This window comes from [Clostridium] saccharolyticum WM1 (assembly GCF_000144625.1).
Taxonomy (GTDB): Bacteria; Bacillota; Clostridia; order Lachnospirales; family Lachnospiraceae; genus Lacrimispora; species Lacrimispora saccharolytica.
In genome coordinates this window covers 2,200,297-2,216,152 of the sequence record NC_014376.1, presented here as the reverse complement: position 1 = coordinate 2,216,152, position 15,856 = coordinate 2,200,297, and the positions used below count along the sequence as shown (strand labels likewise).

The following is a 15,856-nucleotide window of genomic DNA, read 5'->3' as shown; positions in this document are numbered from 1 at the left end:
AGGGCTTATTTTGATGCAGGCGGCTGTGAGAAAATTGATTCTTGCAGCTTTTTTTGTGCGGAAATTTTATTTCTTGCCTGAATGGAGGAATGTCTATGTCATTAATACAAGTCACTGATTTATCATTTACCTACGACGGAAGTCCTGACCCCGTTTTCGAACAGGTATCCTTCCAGATTGATACGGATTGGAAGCTGGGCTTTACAGGAAGAAACGGGAGGGGAAAGACCACATTTTTAAATCTTCTGATGAACCGGTATCAATACACGGGAACCATTGTATCCAATGTCCTGTTTGATTACTTCCCATATCCGGTACCGGATGTGGAGCTGAACACTTTGGAAATTCTGGACACCCTCCTTGGGGATTATGCTTTTTGGGAGCTTAAAAGAGAATTATCCAGACTGAAGGTTTCCGAGGATGTGCTATACCGCCCGTTTTACACGCTTTCAAACGGAGAGCGCACCAAGGTACTCTTAGCAGCCCTTTTCTTAAGGGAAGGTCATTTTCTGCTGATCGATGAACCCACCAATCATCTGGACCGGGAAGCCAGAGAACTGGTAAGCCAGTATTTAAACAGCAAAAAGGGCTTTATTCTGGTGTCCCATGACCGGAAGTTCCTGGATGCATCCGTGGATCACATCCTGTCCATAAACAAAACCAATATGGAAGTTCAGAAGGGCAATTTCACCTCCTGGTATGAGAACAAGCAAATGCAGGACCAGTTCCAACGGTCTGAAAACCAGCGGTTGAAAAAGGACATCCGTGATTTAGAGGCGGCCGCAAGGCAATCAGGGGACTGGGCGGACCAGGTGGAATCAACAAAGATCGGAAAAAAGTCCATGGGCCGTGAAAAATCCATTGATACACGGGCCTATATTGGCGAAAAGTCCAGGCGCATGCAGATGCGCAGAAAGAATCTGGAACGCAGGCAGGACCGTGCCATTGAGGAAAAAAAGGGCCTGCTGAAAAATATAGAAGAGGCGGAGGATCTTAAGCTTTATCCTTTAAAATACCACTCATCCAGAATTCTGTCCTTAAAGGAGGTTGTTCCATATTATGATATGCCTGTCTGTGAACCGGTCAGCTTTATCCTGGAACAGGGACAGCGCATATCCTTACAAGGGAAAAACGGGTGCGGAAAATCCACCATACTGAAGCTGATCCTGGGCATGGACGTTACAGGTGAACGTATTTCCTATACGGGGAATAAGGAAACAGCCAGCAGCCTTAAAATTTCCTATGTATCCCAGGACACTTCATTTTTAAAAGGAAGCCTGACACAATATTCCAGGGAAAGCGGTATCGAAGACCCCCTGTTTAAAACGCTTCTGCGCAAGCTGGACTTTTCCAGGGAGCAGCTGGAGAAACCCATGGAATCCTATAGCGAAGGACAGAAGAAAAAGGTTCTGATTGCCCGCAGCCTCTGTGAGCAGGCCCATTTGTATATATGGGATGAACCTCTTAATTTTATTGACGTATATTCCAGGATTCAGATCGAGGATCTGATTCTTAAATTCAAGCCCACCATGCTGGTTGTAGAGCATGACGATGCATTTACCGGGAAAGTGGCAACGGAAGTAGTGGAGATCCATGATCATAGAGAATAAAAACGGTAAATTGCCCTATTTATACAAAAGTTAGGCGTTGACATAGGAATAAATTAGTGATAATATACCTATGTGTAAGAAAGAAAAAACCAGAAATAACAAAGTAGTTATTTCTTGAGTTATGTTACTGATAAGCAGGCAGAACTCAGATTGCATATTAATCAGCCCATTTTTTCCTGGGTTAATTGGTATGTAATCTGAGTTTTTTTTCTGGAAAGGAGTACACGGTGCGGGTAAAAAAGATACTCAATAATAACATTGCAATTGTTGAAAAAGGAGGCCATGAATCGATCGTCTATTCAACGGGGATTTCTTTCAAAAAAAAAGTTGGCCAACTAATTACAGACTCCGAAATTGAAAAGACGTATGTATTAGATTCCAAAGACCGCCTTGAGCATTTAAGCTATTTACTCACCAATACCGATGATAAAACCATTGGTCTGATTAATGATTTCGTTGATTATGGTGAAAAAATATTAAAACAAAAAGCAAATGATTATTTATATCTGGCCTTACTTGACCATATTACTTTTGCCTGGAAACGAGGGAAGAAAAATCAGTTTATCCGCAGTCCTTTATCCTGGGAGGTTCAAAAGTTTTATCCGGTATATTATAAAATCGGTCTCCATGCTTTGCAGATGATGAGGGAATGCTATCAAATTGATTTTCCTGATGACGAAGCTGTTTCAATCGCCTTACACTTTGTAAATATCCAGGAAGAAAAATCTCTTCTGGATGAAAAAATTAAAGATATGGAAACGCTCCAGGATATGCTGAACATTATCAAATATCATTTTAATCTCTCCTTTGATGAATCTTCAATGAACTATATGCGGCTAGTAACACATCTTCAATATTTTATTGAACGCTTAAGAAAAGATAAGAATCATGGACAAAGTGATTCCATTTTGTTTCAGCAGGTAAAGGAGATCTACCCCTATGCTTATACGGCAGTAGAAAAAATTGATATTTATGTGAAGAAAAAGTTTAATCAGTATTTAACGCAAGATGAATATGCGTATTTAATGATACACATTAACCGCATTTTGGAAAGAAAGGAAAACGAATCATGAAATACCAGCAGTTTAATCAGCAGATGATTGACTTAATCGGCGGTAAAAACAACGTACAGGCAGTTGTTCACTGTATGACACGTTTACGTTTTACATTAAAAGATAAAAGGAAAGCTAAGACAGAGGAAATCAAAAATTTAAAAGGCGTGATTGATGTGGTCGATAACAATGTGGCTTACCAGATAATTGTGGGAACTCACGTAAATGACGTATATAAAGAATTAATCGATATGCTTGGCATCAGTGCCGGAGAAGACGGGTCACAGAAATGTAAGAATAAAAATTTTGTAAAAGCTGCTTTAGACGTTGTGTCTGAATCTATGAACCCTATATTGGAACCAATTATTTGTGCAGGATTGCTTGCGGCGTTTTTATCCATTGTTTCCCTTACAGGACTGATTTCTCCTGAAAGCCCCACATATCAGATTTTTGATGCTTTAAGAAATGCTGTTTTCTATTTCCTGCCTATTTTTATGGCAATGAGCTGTGCCAAACGATTAGGGGTAAGTCCTTACCTGGCAGTGGCTTTAGCGGCAACCATTTTATCCGGGTCAATTAACGGAGCAGAAGGTCTGACCTTATTTACCATTCCATTGCCTCAAATTACTTATTCCAATAGTTTTATCCCTATTTTATTAGCTGTTTGGTTTATGGGATATGTAACAAAATATGTAAAAAAGATTGTTCCAACAGCCTTACAGTACTTTTTAACTCCTTTACTGATCATGATTGTGATGCTTCCTGCAACCTTGCTGGTTTTTGGACCCTTAGGGTTTTATCTGGGGGAAGGAATCATTGCTTTCTTTAACCTTTTGATGAAATATGTGGGAAGCTGGTTTGTAATGATGCTTTACTCTGCATTGCAGCCATTTATTATCATGCTGGGAGCAGGCAATTTTATTATGCCGGTGGTGGCATCCCTGATTGCTTCTAATGGTTATGATCCGGCGTTTATTTCTTCTTGCACGATTTCCGATATCGCTGTTGGCGGAGCGATGTTAGGGTACTTTTTACGGACAAGAAACAGCAAACAAAAACAGCTCTTCGGAACGGTAACCTTATCTGCTATCTTAGGTGTGACGGAACCTGCCATTTATGGTGTATTTGTTAAATTCCGCCGGCCGTTTGTGGCGGTAATGATCGGCGGCGGTTTAGGCGGTCTGTTTGCAGGAGTTACAGGTGTAAAGGCTTATTCCATCGCATGGGGCCTGTTTGGCCTGCCGGCTTACATTGGAACAGGCGATTTTAAAAATTTATGGCTGATGGTCTCGGCAGTGATTATCAGTTTCGTAGGTGCAGCTATCGTTTCCTATGTATTAGGAGTACCTTCGGAAGATGATACCGATAAAAAAGAGGATCCAGGTGAAATAACAGGCGAAAATCCAAATTTCCGTACCATTCGTTTATCAGCCGCTGCGGAAGGCCGGTTGGTGCAGTTATCAGAAGTAAAAGATCAGGCTTTTTCAACTGGTGCTTTAGGAAAAGGGGTTGGAATTATTCCGGAAAAAAACAGTATTTTTGCACCTGTTACTGGAGAAGTTGCAGCTGTTTTTCCTACAAAACATGCAATTGGAATAAAAGGGGAACATGGGGAAGAGGTTTTGCTTCATATTGGTATTGATACTGTGAAACTTGAAGGAAAACATTTCGAGGTAATGGTGAATCAGGGAGACATCGTAAAAAAAGGACAACCATTAGCGGTTGTGGACTTTGAAAGCATCATAGATGCCGGTTATGATCCTACTGTCATTGTTGTAATAACAAATACCAATGATTATTTGGATGTAATTCCTGAGGGAAGCAAGCAGGTTCACGCTGATGATCAGATCATGAGTATTGTCCTGGAACAGGAGTAAAAAATCAGATATGAGATTCAAGGACAATTTTTTATGGGGTGGCAGCATTGCCGCCCACCAATGCGAAGGTGCTTATGAGGAAGGACAGAAAGGCTTAGGGATCATGGATCTTGTGACTGTAGGAGCCTATGGAAAGCCAAGGGAAATCCATAAACAGCTATCCGGATCTGCCCATTATCCGTCTCATCATGGAATTGATTTTTATCACCGCTACAAAGAGGATATTGCTCTTTTGGCAGAAATGGGGTTTAAAGCTTTAAGGCTGTCCATTGACTGGTCAAGAATTTATCCAAAAGGAGAGGAAAATCTCCCGAACCAGGAAGGAATCCTGTTCTATCAAAAAGTTGTAGATGAATTAAAAAGGTATGGAATAGAGCCTATTGTAACTTTGTATCATTTTGAAATGCCTGTCCATTTGGTGTCAAAATACGGTTCCTGGGCAAACAGAAAGGTAATTGATTATTATTTAACGTTTTGCCGGACAATGTTTGAGGCGTTGAAAGGAAACGTAAGATACTGGGTCACATTTAATGAAATGAACCATATCGATCCTCAAACTGAGGCAAGCGATATCTTTACCTATATGATTGCCGGGTTAAAATATTCTGAATTGGAGAATAAAAAGCAGACTCTTGCGACTATTGGTTACAACATGACTCTTGCAAGCTGTCTGGCCGTTAAGCTGGGTCATGCCATAGACCCGCAGACCCAGATAGGCTGTGTGTTTGGAATCGAACCGGTTTATCCTATCGATTGCAATCCAATAAACGTAATGAATGCGTTCAAACAAATGGACCGTGATTTTTATCAGATTGACGCCATGTGCAACGGACAGTTTCCTTCTTATAAAATCCAGGAATACAAATCGCAGGGAATCAAAATTGCTGTCAGCGAGGAAGATCGCCAGGCTTTTCGTGATGGAACAATCGATTTTATTGGGATGAATTATTACGCATCGTCAGTTGCTGAATATGAAGGGTCAGAAGAAGGAAAAAGCGCCCTGTTTGGCGGCCTGCAAAATCCTTATCTGGAAGCAAGCAAATGGGGCTGGACCATTGACCCTGTGGGCCTTCGGTATTTGCTGAATTATACTTACCGGAAATATGGGATCCCGATTATTGTTACGGAAAATGGACTTGGTGCGGTGGATCAATTAACGGAAAACAGGAAAATCCATGATGAATATCGAATGGATTATTTGAAAAAACACATTGCCCAGCTAAAAAAAGCAGTTGAAATGGATCAGGTGGATTGCTTTGGCTATTTAACATGGGCACCAATTGACCTGGTCAGTGCCACAACAGGACAAATGAGCAAGCGTTACGGATTTATTTATGTGGATCTGAATGATCATGGGGAAGGATCCATGGACCGGATAAAAAAAGATTCCTTTGAATGGTTTAAACGGGTAATTGAAACAAACGGAGAAAACCTCACCTGATTTTTTGCAAAAGGGTCGTTGTACATAGGAACGTAACCACCTATGTACAGCGGCTCTTTTCCATTGGATACAATGGACTAAAGGACAGTTTTTTCCAGAGTTTATTACACAAGCCGATAGAAAATAATATTTTACTTCAATACAGCCATATGATAAGCTTAATATGTGTTAAAAATACTTAAGAGAAAGGATAGAAGCAAATGGGTAAGATATGGTATGTAAAAGTTTATGAAAAGGAGTATAAGAGTAAGCGGAAAGTAAGCAGGATTTTTGTTAATGATGGAGCGAAAACGAAGATAAGGCGGGGAGTAAATATATGAATGTATTCAAGGAACTTATATTATCGGTTTATGATTTTAAAAGTTATAAGGAATTTTTGAAAAACAAACGACGCAAGGTTTTTTTAGCAGGAATCATTCTTACAGTTATATATTTTGCGCTGACCATGATAGTTCCTTTCATTAAATTTCAGGTCAAAACAGGCGGATTTGTAAAGATTATAAATGATTATATTCCTGATTTTGAGCTAAGTGATGGAGAATTTTGGATAGAAAAGCCTATTGAATATGAGGCAGACGGTACATATATTAATATCAATACTAATCCGGATCATATTTTTTATGATGCAGATGAAATCGGGGAGTATTTATCAGATTATTATCAAGTATTCCTGATCGATTCAGAAAAAGTTATTGTGAAGAACAAAGGTCAAATTCAGGGACAATATTTTTCGGATCTAAATATAGATTTCAGCAGGGATAAACTTATGGCATTCGTTCCCCAGGCTTACCTGATCGTAGCAGGTATTATGGTTGCGGCCTTTCTATTCATGGCAGCCTTCTTTTTCTTTGGGGTACTGATTGTTGCCCTTCTTGGTATGATAGCCGCCTCCTGCATGAAGTATAAACTAACTTTTGGACAGCTTTATCAAATGGGAGTCTACGCAAGGACATTGCCTTTATTGCTGAAAGCAATTATATCCTTTCTTCCGTTTTCCATACCCATGTTCGGTATCATCAATTTCGGCCTTTCCGTACTGTGCATTGTACTTGCTATTCAGAAGATGAAGGAATTTGATTTACAGCAGCCCTTAGAAGTATATTCCGAACAGGATAATTATTTTAAATAGAAGCAGGACGCAGGCTGCTAGGGGAATTTTTTTGGGTATTTGCAATAAAAAGGATTTATGATATACTGTTCACTGCGGATATATGCTATAAAGAAAAAATTAAGAGGTTATGTAAATGAATGATATAAATATGACTTACGAAGAAGCCCTCAGCCATGCCCCCCAGGAGGAGCCTGCAAGACAATACTTTTTTATAGAACGCTGTCAGGATATTCTGGAAAATTTAAAGGAAGTCTCAGGAAAAGAGCAGCTTACCTTTCACATCGCCACCTTCGGCTGCCAGATGAATTCCAGAGATTCCGAAAAGCTTCAAGGGATCTTAGAGGCCATCGGGTTTGTGGAACATGACACGGAAGAGGCTGACTTTGTTCTTTATAATACTTGTACCGTCAGAGAAAATGCCAATGACAGAGTCTACGGACGTCTTGGTTATTTAAACAGCTTAAAAAAGAAAAATCCTTATATGATGATTGCTCTTTGCGGCTGCATGATGCAGGAAGAAGAAGTAGTTGCAAAGATCAAAAAGAGCTACCGCTTTGTGGATATTATTTTTGGCACTCATAACATCTTTAAACTGGCAGAGCTTATGTATGAACGCCTGGAAGAAAAAAAGATGGTGGTTGACATCTGGGAGGGAACGGACCGGATTGTGGAGGATCTCCCCACGGAACGGAAGTACTCCTTTAAATCCGGCGTTAATATTATGTTTGGATGCAACAATTTCTGCAGCTACTGCATCGTGCCTTATGTACGGGGCAGGGAACGGAGCCGCAGCCCCAAAGACATTCTGGAAGAGATAAAGCAGCTGGTAAATGACGGCGTTGTAGAGATCATGCTTTTAGGGCAAAACGTCAACTCATACGGAAAGACCCTGGATACACCCGTAAGCTTTGCAGAACTTCTGACCCAGATCGATCAGGTGGAAGGCCTGGAGCGGATCCGCTTTATGACTTCCCATCCAAAGGATTTGTCAGACGAACTGATTAAAGCCATGAAAAATTCAAAAAAGGTTTGCCACCATCTTCACCTGCCTCTTCAGTCAGGCAGCAGCCGGATTTTAAAGGTCATGAACCGGAAATACACCAAGGAACAGTATCTGGAGCTTGTAGAAAAAATCCGGACAGCCATTCCGGATATTTCTCTGACCACAGATATCATTGTAGGATTCCCCGGCGAGACAGAAGAAGATTTTAACGAAACTCTTGAAGTGGTGAGAAAGGTACGTTTTGACAGCGCCTTTACTTTTATCTACTCCAAACGTACCGGAACACCGGCAGCAAAGATGGAGGAACAGGTTTCTGAAGAAGCAATAAAGAACCGTTTTGACCGTCTGCTGGATGAAGTAAAGAACATCTCCTCTGAGGTCTGCGGAAGAGAGGTACACACCGTTCAGAAGGTACTTGCAGAAGAAGTGAATGATCATGAGGAAGGTCTTTTAACCGGCCGCTTAGGTAATAACACTACCGTTCATTTTAAGGGAGATTCTTCTCTGATAGGAAAAATCGTGGACGTATATCTGGATGAATCCAGAGGATTTTACTACATGGGAACTTTAAGGCCATAATATGGTGAGGATAAAAGGGCTGCTTTTCAGCTCGTCCATCCGATTATTGGAAGTGTTCTTTACTTCCGGTAATTACAAAAGAAACGCCCTATGGGCATACCATTACACCCGGCAAAGCCATGGGCTCTGCAAAAAAACAGGGGCGGTATATAGAAAAGAGGAAGTAAAAGAACATGGCTGGATTGTCACCAATGATGACTCATTATATGGAAACAAAGAAGGAATACCCGGACTGTATCCTGTTTTACAGGCTGGGAGACTTTTATGAAATGTTTTTTGATGATGCGGTTACCGTGTCAAAAGAGCTGGAAATTACCTTAACCGGAAAAGAATGCGGACTGGAGGAACGGGCACCTATGTGCGGCGTTCCTTACCATGCCGTTGATACCTATTTAAACCGCCTTGTGCAAAAAGGCTACAAAGTTGCCATTGCCGAGCAGATGGAAGATCCCAGGCTAGCCAAAGGACTGGTAAAGCGTGAAGTCATCCGTGTGGTAACACCTGGAACCATCACAAGCGCCCAGGCCCTTGATGAATCAAAAAACAATTACCTCATGGGAATTGTCTACATCGGCGAAACCTTTGGAATTGCAGTTGCGGATATCAGCACCGGGGATTTTCTTGTGACCGAGGTTGAATCGGAACGGGAGCTGACAGATGAGATCAATAAATTTACTCCCTCCGAAATCATCTGCAATGAAGCGTTTTATGTTTCGGGAGTGGATATTGAGGAAATAAAAAACCGTCATCATGCGGTCATTTCATCTCTGGATCATCATTTCTTTTCCGATGAAGTCTGCCGGAAAATTCTTAAAGAACACTTCAAGGTAGGCGCACTTGCGGGACTTGGATTGGAAGATTATGACAACGGAGTCATAGCTGCCGGGGCCGTTATGGAGTACATGTACGAAACCCAGAAAAGCAGCCTTTCCCATATAACCACCATTACTCCTTATTCCACCGGGCAGTATATGATCATTGACACGTCTACCAGACGGAATCTGGAGCTTCTGGAGACCCTTAGGGAAAAGCAGAAAAGAGGAAGCCTTCTCTGGGTCCTGGACCGGACGAAAACGGCCATGGGTGCAAGAATGCTCCGTACATATATTGAACAGCCTCTGATCCATAAACCGGAAATCACAAAGCGCCAGAATGCCATTGAAGAGCTGAACATGAGTTTTATATCCAGAGAAGAGATCTGCGAATATTTAAACCCCATCTATGACCTGGAACGTCTGATCGGGCGTATCAGCTACAAAACAGCCAATCCAAGAGATTTAATTGCATTTAAAAGCTCTCTGGAAATGCTTCCTCACATTAAGAATCTTTTAAAAGAATTTTCCAGCGATATGCTGAAGGACTTATGGGGGGAACTGGATCCCTTAGAAGATGTAAGGGAATTGATCGGCCGTGCCATTATTGACGATCCGCCGGTGACTTTAAGGGACGGCGGGATCATCAGGGACGGTTTCCATGAGGAAGCCGATAAACTGCGCAGCGCCAAAACTGAGGGCAAGAACTGGCTGGCTGACTTAGAATCTCAGGAAAAAGAAAAAACAGGGATCAAGAACCTGAAGGTGAAATTCAATAAAGTATTCGGCTACTATTTTGAAGTAACCAATTCCTTTAAGGACCTTGTACCGGATTATTTTATCCGCAAGCAGACTCTTGCCAATGCAGAGCGCTACACTACCGACCAGTTAAAGGAACTTGAGAATGTGATACTTGGCGCTGAGGATAAGCTGTTTTCCCTGGAATACAGCTTATTTTGCCAAGTCCGGGATTCCGTAGCAGACCAGGTTCTCCGGATCCAGAAGACAGCCAGGGCTATCGCGGGAATTGATGTTCTCACCTCCCTGTCCTCTGTTGCCACTAGAAACAACTATGTCAAGCCGCAGATCAATGAAAAGGGATTGATTGATATAAAAAACGGACGTCATCCAGTGGTGGAAAAGATGATGCGGGACGACCTGTTTGTTTCCAACGATACCTATCTTGACAACGGAAAAAACCGGGTATCCATTATCACCGGCCCCAATATGGCTGGTAAGTCCACCTATATGCGCCAGACCGCCCTGATCGTTCTTCTGGCCCAGATCGGAAGCTTTGTTCCTGCAGAGGAAGCTAATATCGGAATCTGTGACCGCATTTTCACCCGTGTAGGTGCTTCTGATGACCTGGCATCCGGTCAGAGTACCTTCATGGTGGAGATGACGGAGGTGGCCAACATTCTTCGGAATGCCACCAAAAACAGCCTGATTGTTCTGGATGAGATTGGCCGGGGCACCAGCACCTTTGACGGCTTAAGCATTGCATGGGCCGTGGTAGAACACATCAGCAACCCCAAAATCCTGGGAGCGAAAACCCTGTTTGCCACTCATTACCATGAGCTTACCGAGCTGGAAGGCACCATGAGCGGGGTAAATAATTACTGCATTGCCGTAAAGGAACAGGGCGATGATATTGTTTTCTTAAGAAAGATCATAAAAGGAGGAGCCGATAAAAGCTACGGCGTCCAGGTGGCAAAACTGGCCGGCGTACCGGATTCCGTGATTGTCAGGGCAAAGGAGCTGCTGGCAGAATTAAGCGATGCGGACATTACAGCCAAGGCCAGGGAAATTGCCGGGATCAACGCCAATATCATCCAGAGAAAGGTTGTTCCAAAGCCTGATGAAGTGGATTTACAGCAGATGTCCCTGTTTGATACTGTAAAAGATGACGACATTATCAAGGAATTGGGCGAACTGGAGCTGGGAAATATGACTCCTATTGATGCACTCAATATTTTATACCGTCTGCAGACAAAACTTAAGAACCGCTGGCAGTAGGAAACACCCTGCAGGCATACCTTTACACCGATAATAAGGGGCAGACAAGCGGAAACACCCTGCGGGCATACCTTTATACCCAGTAAGCATGGGCAGACAAGCGGAAACACCCTGCGGGCATACCTTTATGCCCAGTAAGCATGGGCAGACAAGCGGAAAGGAGCAGGTGCCATGCCGAATATAACTGTACTGGATCAAAACACCATCAACAAAATAGCTGCAGGAGAGGTCATAGAACGTCCTGCTTCTGTTGTTAAGGAGCTTTTGGAAAACGCCATTGATGCCAGAGCCACCGCAGTCACCGTAGAGATCAAGGAAGGGGGGACCTCCTTGATCCGGGTAACTGACAATGGCTGCGGTATCCCCAAAGAGGAAGTATCACTGGCCTTTCTTCGCCATTCTACAAGCAAGATCAAATCTGTAGAAGATTTATTTACCGTTTCCTCTCTTGGATTCCGTGGCGAGGCCCTTGCAAGCATCGCCGCGGTTTCCCAGGTGGAGCTGATTACCAAAACCAGCATTGGGCTTACGGGAACCAGATATCAGATCGACGGGGGGCAGGAACGGTCCATGGAGGAGGTCGGAGCGCCTGAAGGGACCACATTTATAGCCAGGAATTTATTTTATAACACTCCCGCCAGAAAGAAATTTTTAAAAACCCCCATGACGGAAGGCGCTCATGTAGCAGAACTGGTGGAAAAGCTGGCCTTGTCCCATCCGGAGGTTTCCATACGCTTTATCCAGAATAACCAGAACAAGCTTCATACCTCTGGAAACCACAACCTAAAGGATATTGTATACACTGTTTTTGGCCGGGAAATTGCTGCAAACCTTCTTGAGGTAACCGTAAAAAAACCGGAAGTTTCCATTCACGGCTACATAGGAAAGCCGGTAATATCCAGAGGTAACCGAAATTATGAAAATTATTTCATCAACGGCAGGTATATCAAAAGCAGCATTATCTCCAGAGCGATTGAAGAAGCTTACAAGCCGTTTATGATGCAGCATAAATATCCATTTACCATGCTTCATTTTTCCATTGATCCGGAAATGCTTGATGTGAATGTTCATCCCACCAAGATGGAGCTTCGGTTCCGGGATGGGGAAATGATCTATCACATGGTCTATCAGGCGGTTTCAAGTGCTTTGGCCCACAAAGAGCTGATTCCTGAGGTGAAGCTGGAGAAGAAGGCAGAGGAAAAAAAGGGCTTTTTGGAAAAAAAACATGAGCCAAGCCCGGAGCCGTTTGAAAAGCGGCGGCTTATGGCCATAGAGCAGCAAGCTGCTGCACTGGAAAATAAGGAGCTATCCATTCCGTTCCCCAAAAGATTGACGCCTCCTCCGGCCTCTCTTCTAATGGAAAGGGATGAACTGGGGGATAACTGGTTAAAGCCAAAAGCACCGGACATTGACAGTCAGCAGGAGGTCCCGCCGGTCCCCGCGGTCTCAAAGCAGGAAGAAAAAACTGAGCAGTTGGATCTGTTTGACGGCAAACTTCTGGAACCGAAAGCCAGGTCCATGCATAAGCTCATCGGACAGGTGTTCGATACCTACTGGCTGGTGGAGTTTCATGAACAGCTGTACATCATTGACCAGCATGCTGCCCATGAAAAGGTTTTATATGAAAAAACCATGGGAACACTAAAGAGTAAGGAATACCTTTCCCAGCTGGTAAGCCCGCCTATTATCCTGACATTAAACCAGAATGAAGAGGCTTTATTAAAACGTCATCTGAAATATTTTACAGACATAGGTTTTGAAATCGAACCCTTTGGCGGCAGGGAATATGCAGTCAGAGGAGTTCCTGCCAACCTGTTTTCCATTGCAAAAAAAGAACTCCTCATTGAGATGATTGATGGATTGTCCGAAGATGGCTCATCCCATAGCCCGGATATTATTTATGAAAAGGTCGCCTCCTTGTCTTGTAAGGCAGCTGTAAAGGGAGGACACCGCTTATCTGCGGCGGAAGCCAATGAACTTATTGACCAGCTGTTAAACCTGGAAAATCCCTATGCCTGCCCACACGGAAGGCCAACCATCATTTCCATGAGTAAATATGAATTAGAGAAAAAATTTAAGAGGATCTTATAATGAAACCGTTGATTATAATAACCGGGCCGACCGCAGTGGGAAAAACCGCCCTTTCTATCCGACTTGCAAAAGCAATCGGAGGTGAGATTATAAGCGCTGATTCCATGCAGGTATACCGCCATATGGATATCGGTTCTGCAAAAATCACCAGAGAAGAAATGGAAGGCGTTCCCCATTACCTTATTGATGTCCTCAATCCGGAGGAGGAATTTAATGTAACGGTTTTTCAAAAAATGGCTATGGAAGCCATGGAAAAAATCGATTCCCATGGCCATATCCCTATTGTGACCGGCGGTACCGGCTTTTACATCCAGGCCCTTCTTTATGATATTGATTTTACGGAAAACGGAGAAGACAGCTCCATACGCAGGGAGCTGGAAAAGCTGGGGCAGGAGAGGGGAGCAGGGGTTCTTCACGGCCTTCTTAAAGATATTGATCCTGATTCCGCCGCTGAGATTCATGAAAACAATATAAAACGGGTGATCCGGGCTATTGAATATTACCGGCAGACAGGAGAACGGATTTCGGTGCATAACAAAAGGGAACGGTTGAAAAAGTCTCCTTATGATTTCCTTTATTATGTAGTAAATACTGACCGTGCCCGCCTTTATGAGAGGATTGACCAGCGTGTGGATTTGATGCTGGAGCAGGGATTAGTGGAAGAGGTAATGCATTTAAAGGACCTTGGCTTGACCAGGGACATGGTTTCCATGCAGGGCCTTGGCTATAAGGAAATCCTGGATTATTTGCAGGGGATACACACCTTGGAGGAGGCTGTTTATGTGCTGAAACGGGACACCAGGCATTTTGCCAAGCGGCAAATTACCTGGTTTAAACGGGAACAGGATGTAAGATGGCTGAACCTTCCGGATTTTAATAATGACCTGGATCAGGTGCTTGAAAGAATTTTACAGGACACCTATGAGATGTACGGATTGGAGAATAATAAACAATGAATATCAATGCAATGTATGAAAGCCTGGGAATCAGCAGCCAGGTAATGGCACTGGGGAAAGAGATGGAAGAATCCCTAACAGAACGCTTTAAGGAAATTGACGAAACGGCTGAGTATAATCAGATGAAGGTCATCAAAGCCATGCAGGACAACCGGGTCAGCGACATCCACTTTGCTGCAACCACTGGCTATGGCTATAACGATCTGGGCCGGGACACCTTAGAAGCGGTTTATGCCAGTGTGTTCCATACGGAAAGCGCGCTGGTAAGGCCCAACCTGATCAGCGGAACCCATGCCCTGACCGTTGCACTTTCCGGAAATCTCCGTCCCGGTGATGAACTTCTCTCACCGGTGGGAAAGCCCTATGATACCCTGGAGGAAGTAATCGGCATCAGGGACAGTACAGGCTCCTTAAAAGAATATGGAGTGGTTTACCGGCAGGTGGACCTTCTGAAAGATGGAACGTTTGACTACGAATCCATAAAAAAGGCGGTAAACGAGAAAACAAAGCTGGTTACCATCCAGCGTTCCAAAGGATATGATACCCGTCCCACATTTTCGGTCTCCCAGATCGGAGAACTGATTTCTTTCATCAAAAAGCTGAAACCTGATGTCGTTTGTATGGTTGATAACTGCTACGGGGAATTTGTAGAACGGCTGGAGCCGTCTGACGTGGGAGCCGATATGGTAGTTGGTTCTCTCATAAAGAATCCAGGAGGAGGCATTGCTCCCATCGGCGGCTACATCGCCGGAAGGTCTGATCTCATCGACCGGGCTTCCTACCGGCTGACGGCACCTGGTCTTGGAAAGGAAGTCGGGGCTACGCTGGGACTTAACCAGCCTTTTTTCCAGGGATTGTTTTTGTCCCCAACCGTAGTGGCCGGAGCCTTAAAGGGAGCTGTTTTTGCCGCCAATGTCTATGAAAAGCTGGGATTTTCCGTGGTTCCTGACGGTTCCCAGTCCCGCCACGACATTATCCAGGCTGTTACCTTCGGGAAGCCGGAAGGAGTAATAGCATTTTGTCAGGGTATCCAGGCAGCAGCCCCTGTTGACAGCTTTGTCACCCCGGAACCATGGGATATGCCGGGGTATGATGCTCCCGTTATCATGGCTGCCGGTGCCTTTGTTCAAGGCTCATCCATTGAATTGAGCGCTGACGGCCCGATCAAACCGCCTTATGCGGTTTATTTCCAGGGAGGTCTTACCTGGTATCACGCAAAGCTGGGGATTTTAATGTCCGTACAAAAGCTTTTGGAGGCCGGTTTGATCCGTTTGTGAGTTTAAATTCCTACCTGCTGCTTGGGATTTT

Annotated in this window: 10 protein-coding genes; all 10 read left to right on the top strand. The window is 43.6% G+C overall.

All coding sequences use genetic code 11. The features are described 5' to 3' along the window. The first annotated feature begins 95 nt into the window (after positions 1-95). The 10 genes from abc-f (at position 96) to CLOSA_RS10345 (ending at position 15,825) form a co-directional block, all read left to right on the top strand. Complete coding sequence (abc-f, locus tag CLOSA_RS10390; protein WP_013272725.1) at positions 96-1,610, top strand: ribosomal protection-like ABC-F family protein; 1,515 nt, start codon at positions 96-98, stop codon at positions 1,608-1,610. Between the two features lie 227 nt (positions 1,611-1,837). Continuing rightward, positions 1,838-2,683: a PRD domain-containing protein gene (locus CLOSA_RS10385; protein WP_013272724.1), complete on the top strand. Its 846-nt coding sequence runs from the start codon at positions 1,838-1,840 to the stop codon at positions 2,681-2,683. Beyond that, a complete protein-coding gene (locus CLOSA_RS10380) occupies positions 2,680-4,539 on the top strand; it encodes a beta-glucoside-specific PTS transporter subunit IIABC (protein ID WP_013272723.1) in 1,860 nt (619 codons plus the stop codon). Before CLOSA_RS10385 ends, CLOSA_RS10380 begins: the two co-directional genes overlap by 4 nt. Before the next feature lie 10 nt (positions 4,540-4,549). Further along, positions 4,550-5,980 carry a glycoside hydrolase family 1 protein gene (locus CLOSA_RS10375; protein ID WP_013272722.1) on the top strand — a complete coding sequence of 477 codons (1,431 nt, stop codon included), beginning with the start codon at positions 4,550-4,552 and terminating at the stop codon, positions 5,978-5,980. A 316-nt stretch (positions 5,981-6,296) separates the two neighbouring features. Then, positions 6,297-7,109 carry a DUF1189 domain-containing protein gene (locus CLOSA_RS10370; RefSeq protein WP_013272720.1) on the top strand — a complete coding sequence of 271 codons (813 nt, stop codon included), beginning with the start codon at positions 6,297-6,299 and terminating at the stop codon, positions 7,107-7,109. 115 nt (positions 7,110-7,224) lie between these two features. Beyond that, a complete protein-coding gene (gene miaB, locus CLOSA_RS10365; RefSeq protein ID WP_013272719.1) occupies positions 7,225-8,673 on the top strand; it encodes a tRNA (N6-isopentenyl adenosine(37)-C2)-methylthiotransferase MiaB in 1,449 nt (482 codons plus the stop codon). Positions 8,674-8,846: 173 nt separating this feature from the next. Continuing rightward, entirely contained in the window at positions 8,847-11,501 is a 2,655-nt protein-coding gene (mutS, locus tag CLOSA_RS10360) for a DNA mismatch repair protein MutS (RefSeq protein WP_013272718.1), read from the top strand. A 171-nt stretch (positions 11,502-11,672) separates the two neighbouring features. Continuing rightward, positions 11,673-13,592, top strand: a complete 1,920-nt coding sequence (gene mutL, locus CLOSA_RS10355; protein WP_013272717.1) for a DNA mismatch repair endonuclease MutL — start codon at positions 11,673-11,675, stop codon at positions 13,590-13,592. Further along, entirely contained in the window at positions 13,589-14,548 is a 960-nt protein-coding gene (gene miaA / locus CLOSA_RS10350) for a tRNA (adenosine(37)-N6)-dimethylallyltransferase MiaA (RefSeq protein ID WP_204593077.1), read from the top strand. Before mutL ends, miaA begins: the two co-directional genes overlap by 4 nt. Then, entirely contained in the window at positions 14,545-15,825 is a 1,281-nt protein-coding gene (locus CLOSA_RS10345) for a methionine gamma-lyase family protein (RefSeq protein WP_013272715.1), read from the top strand. The genes miaA and CLOSA_RS10345 overlap by 4 nt, the downstream gene beginning before the upstream one ends. Positions 15,826-15,856: the final 31 nt, after the last annotated feature.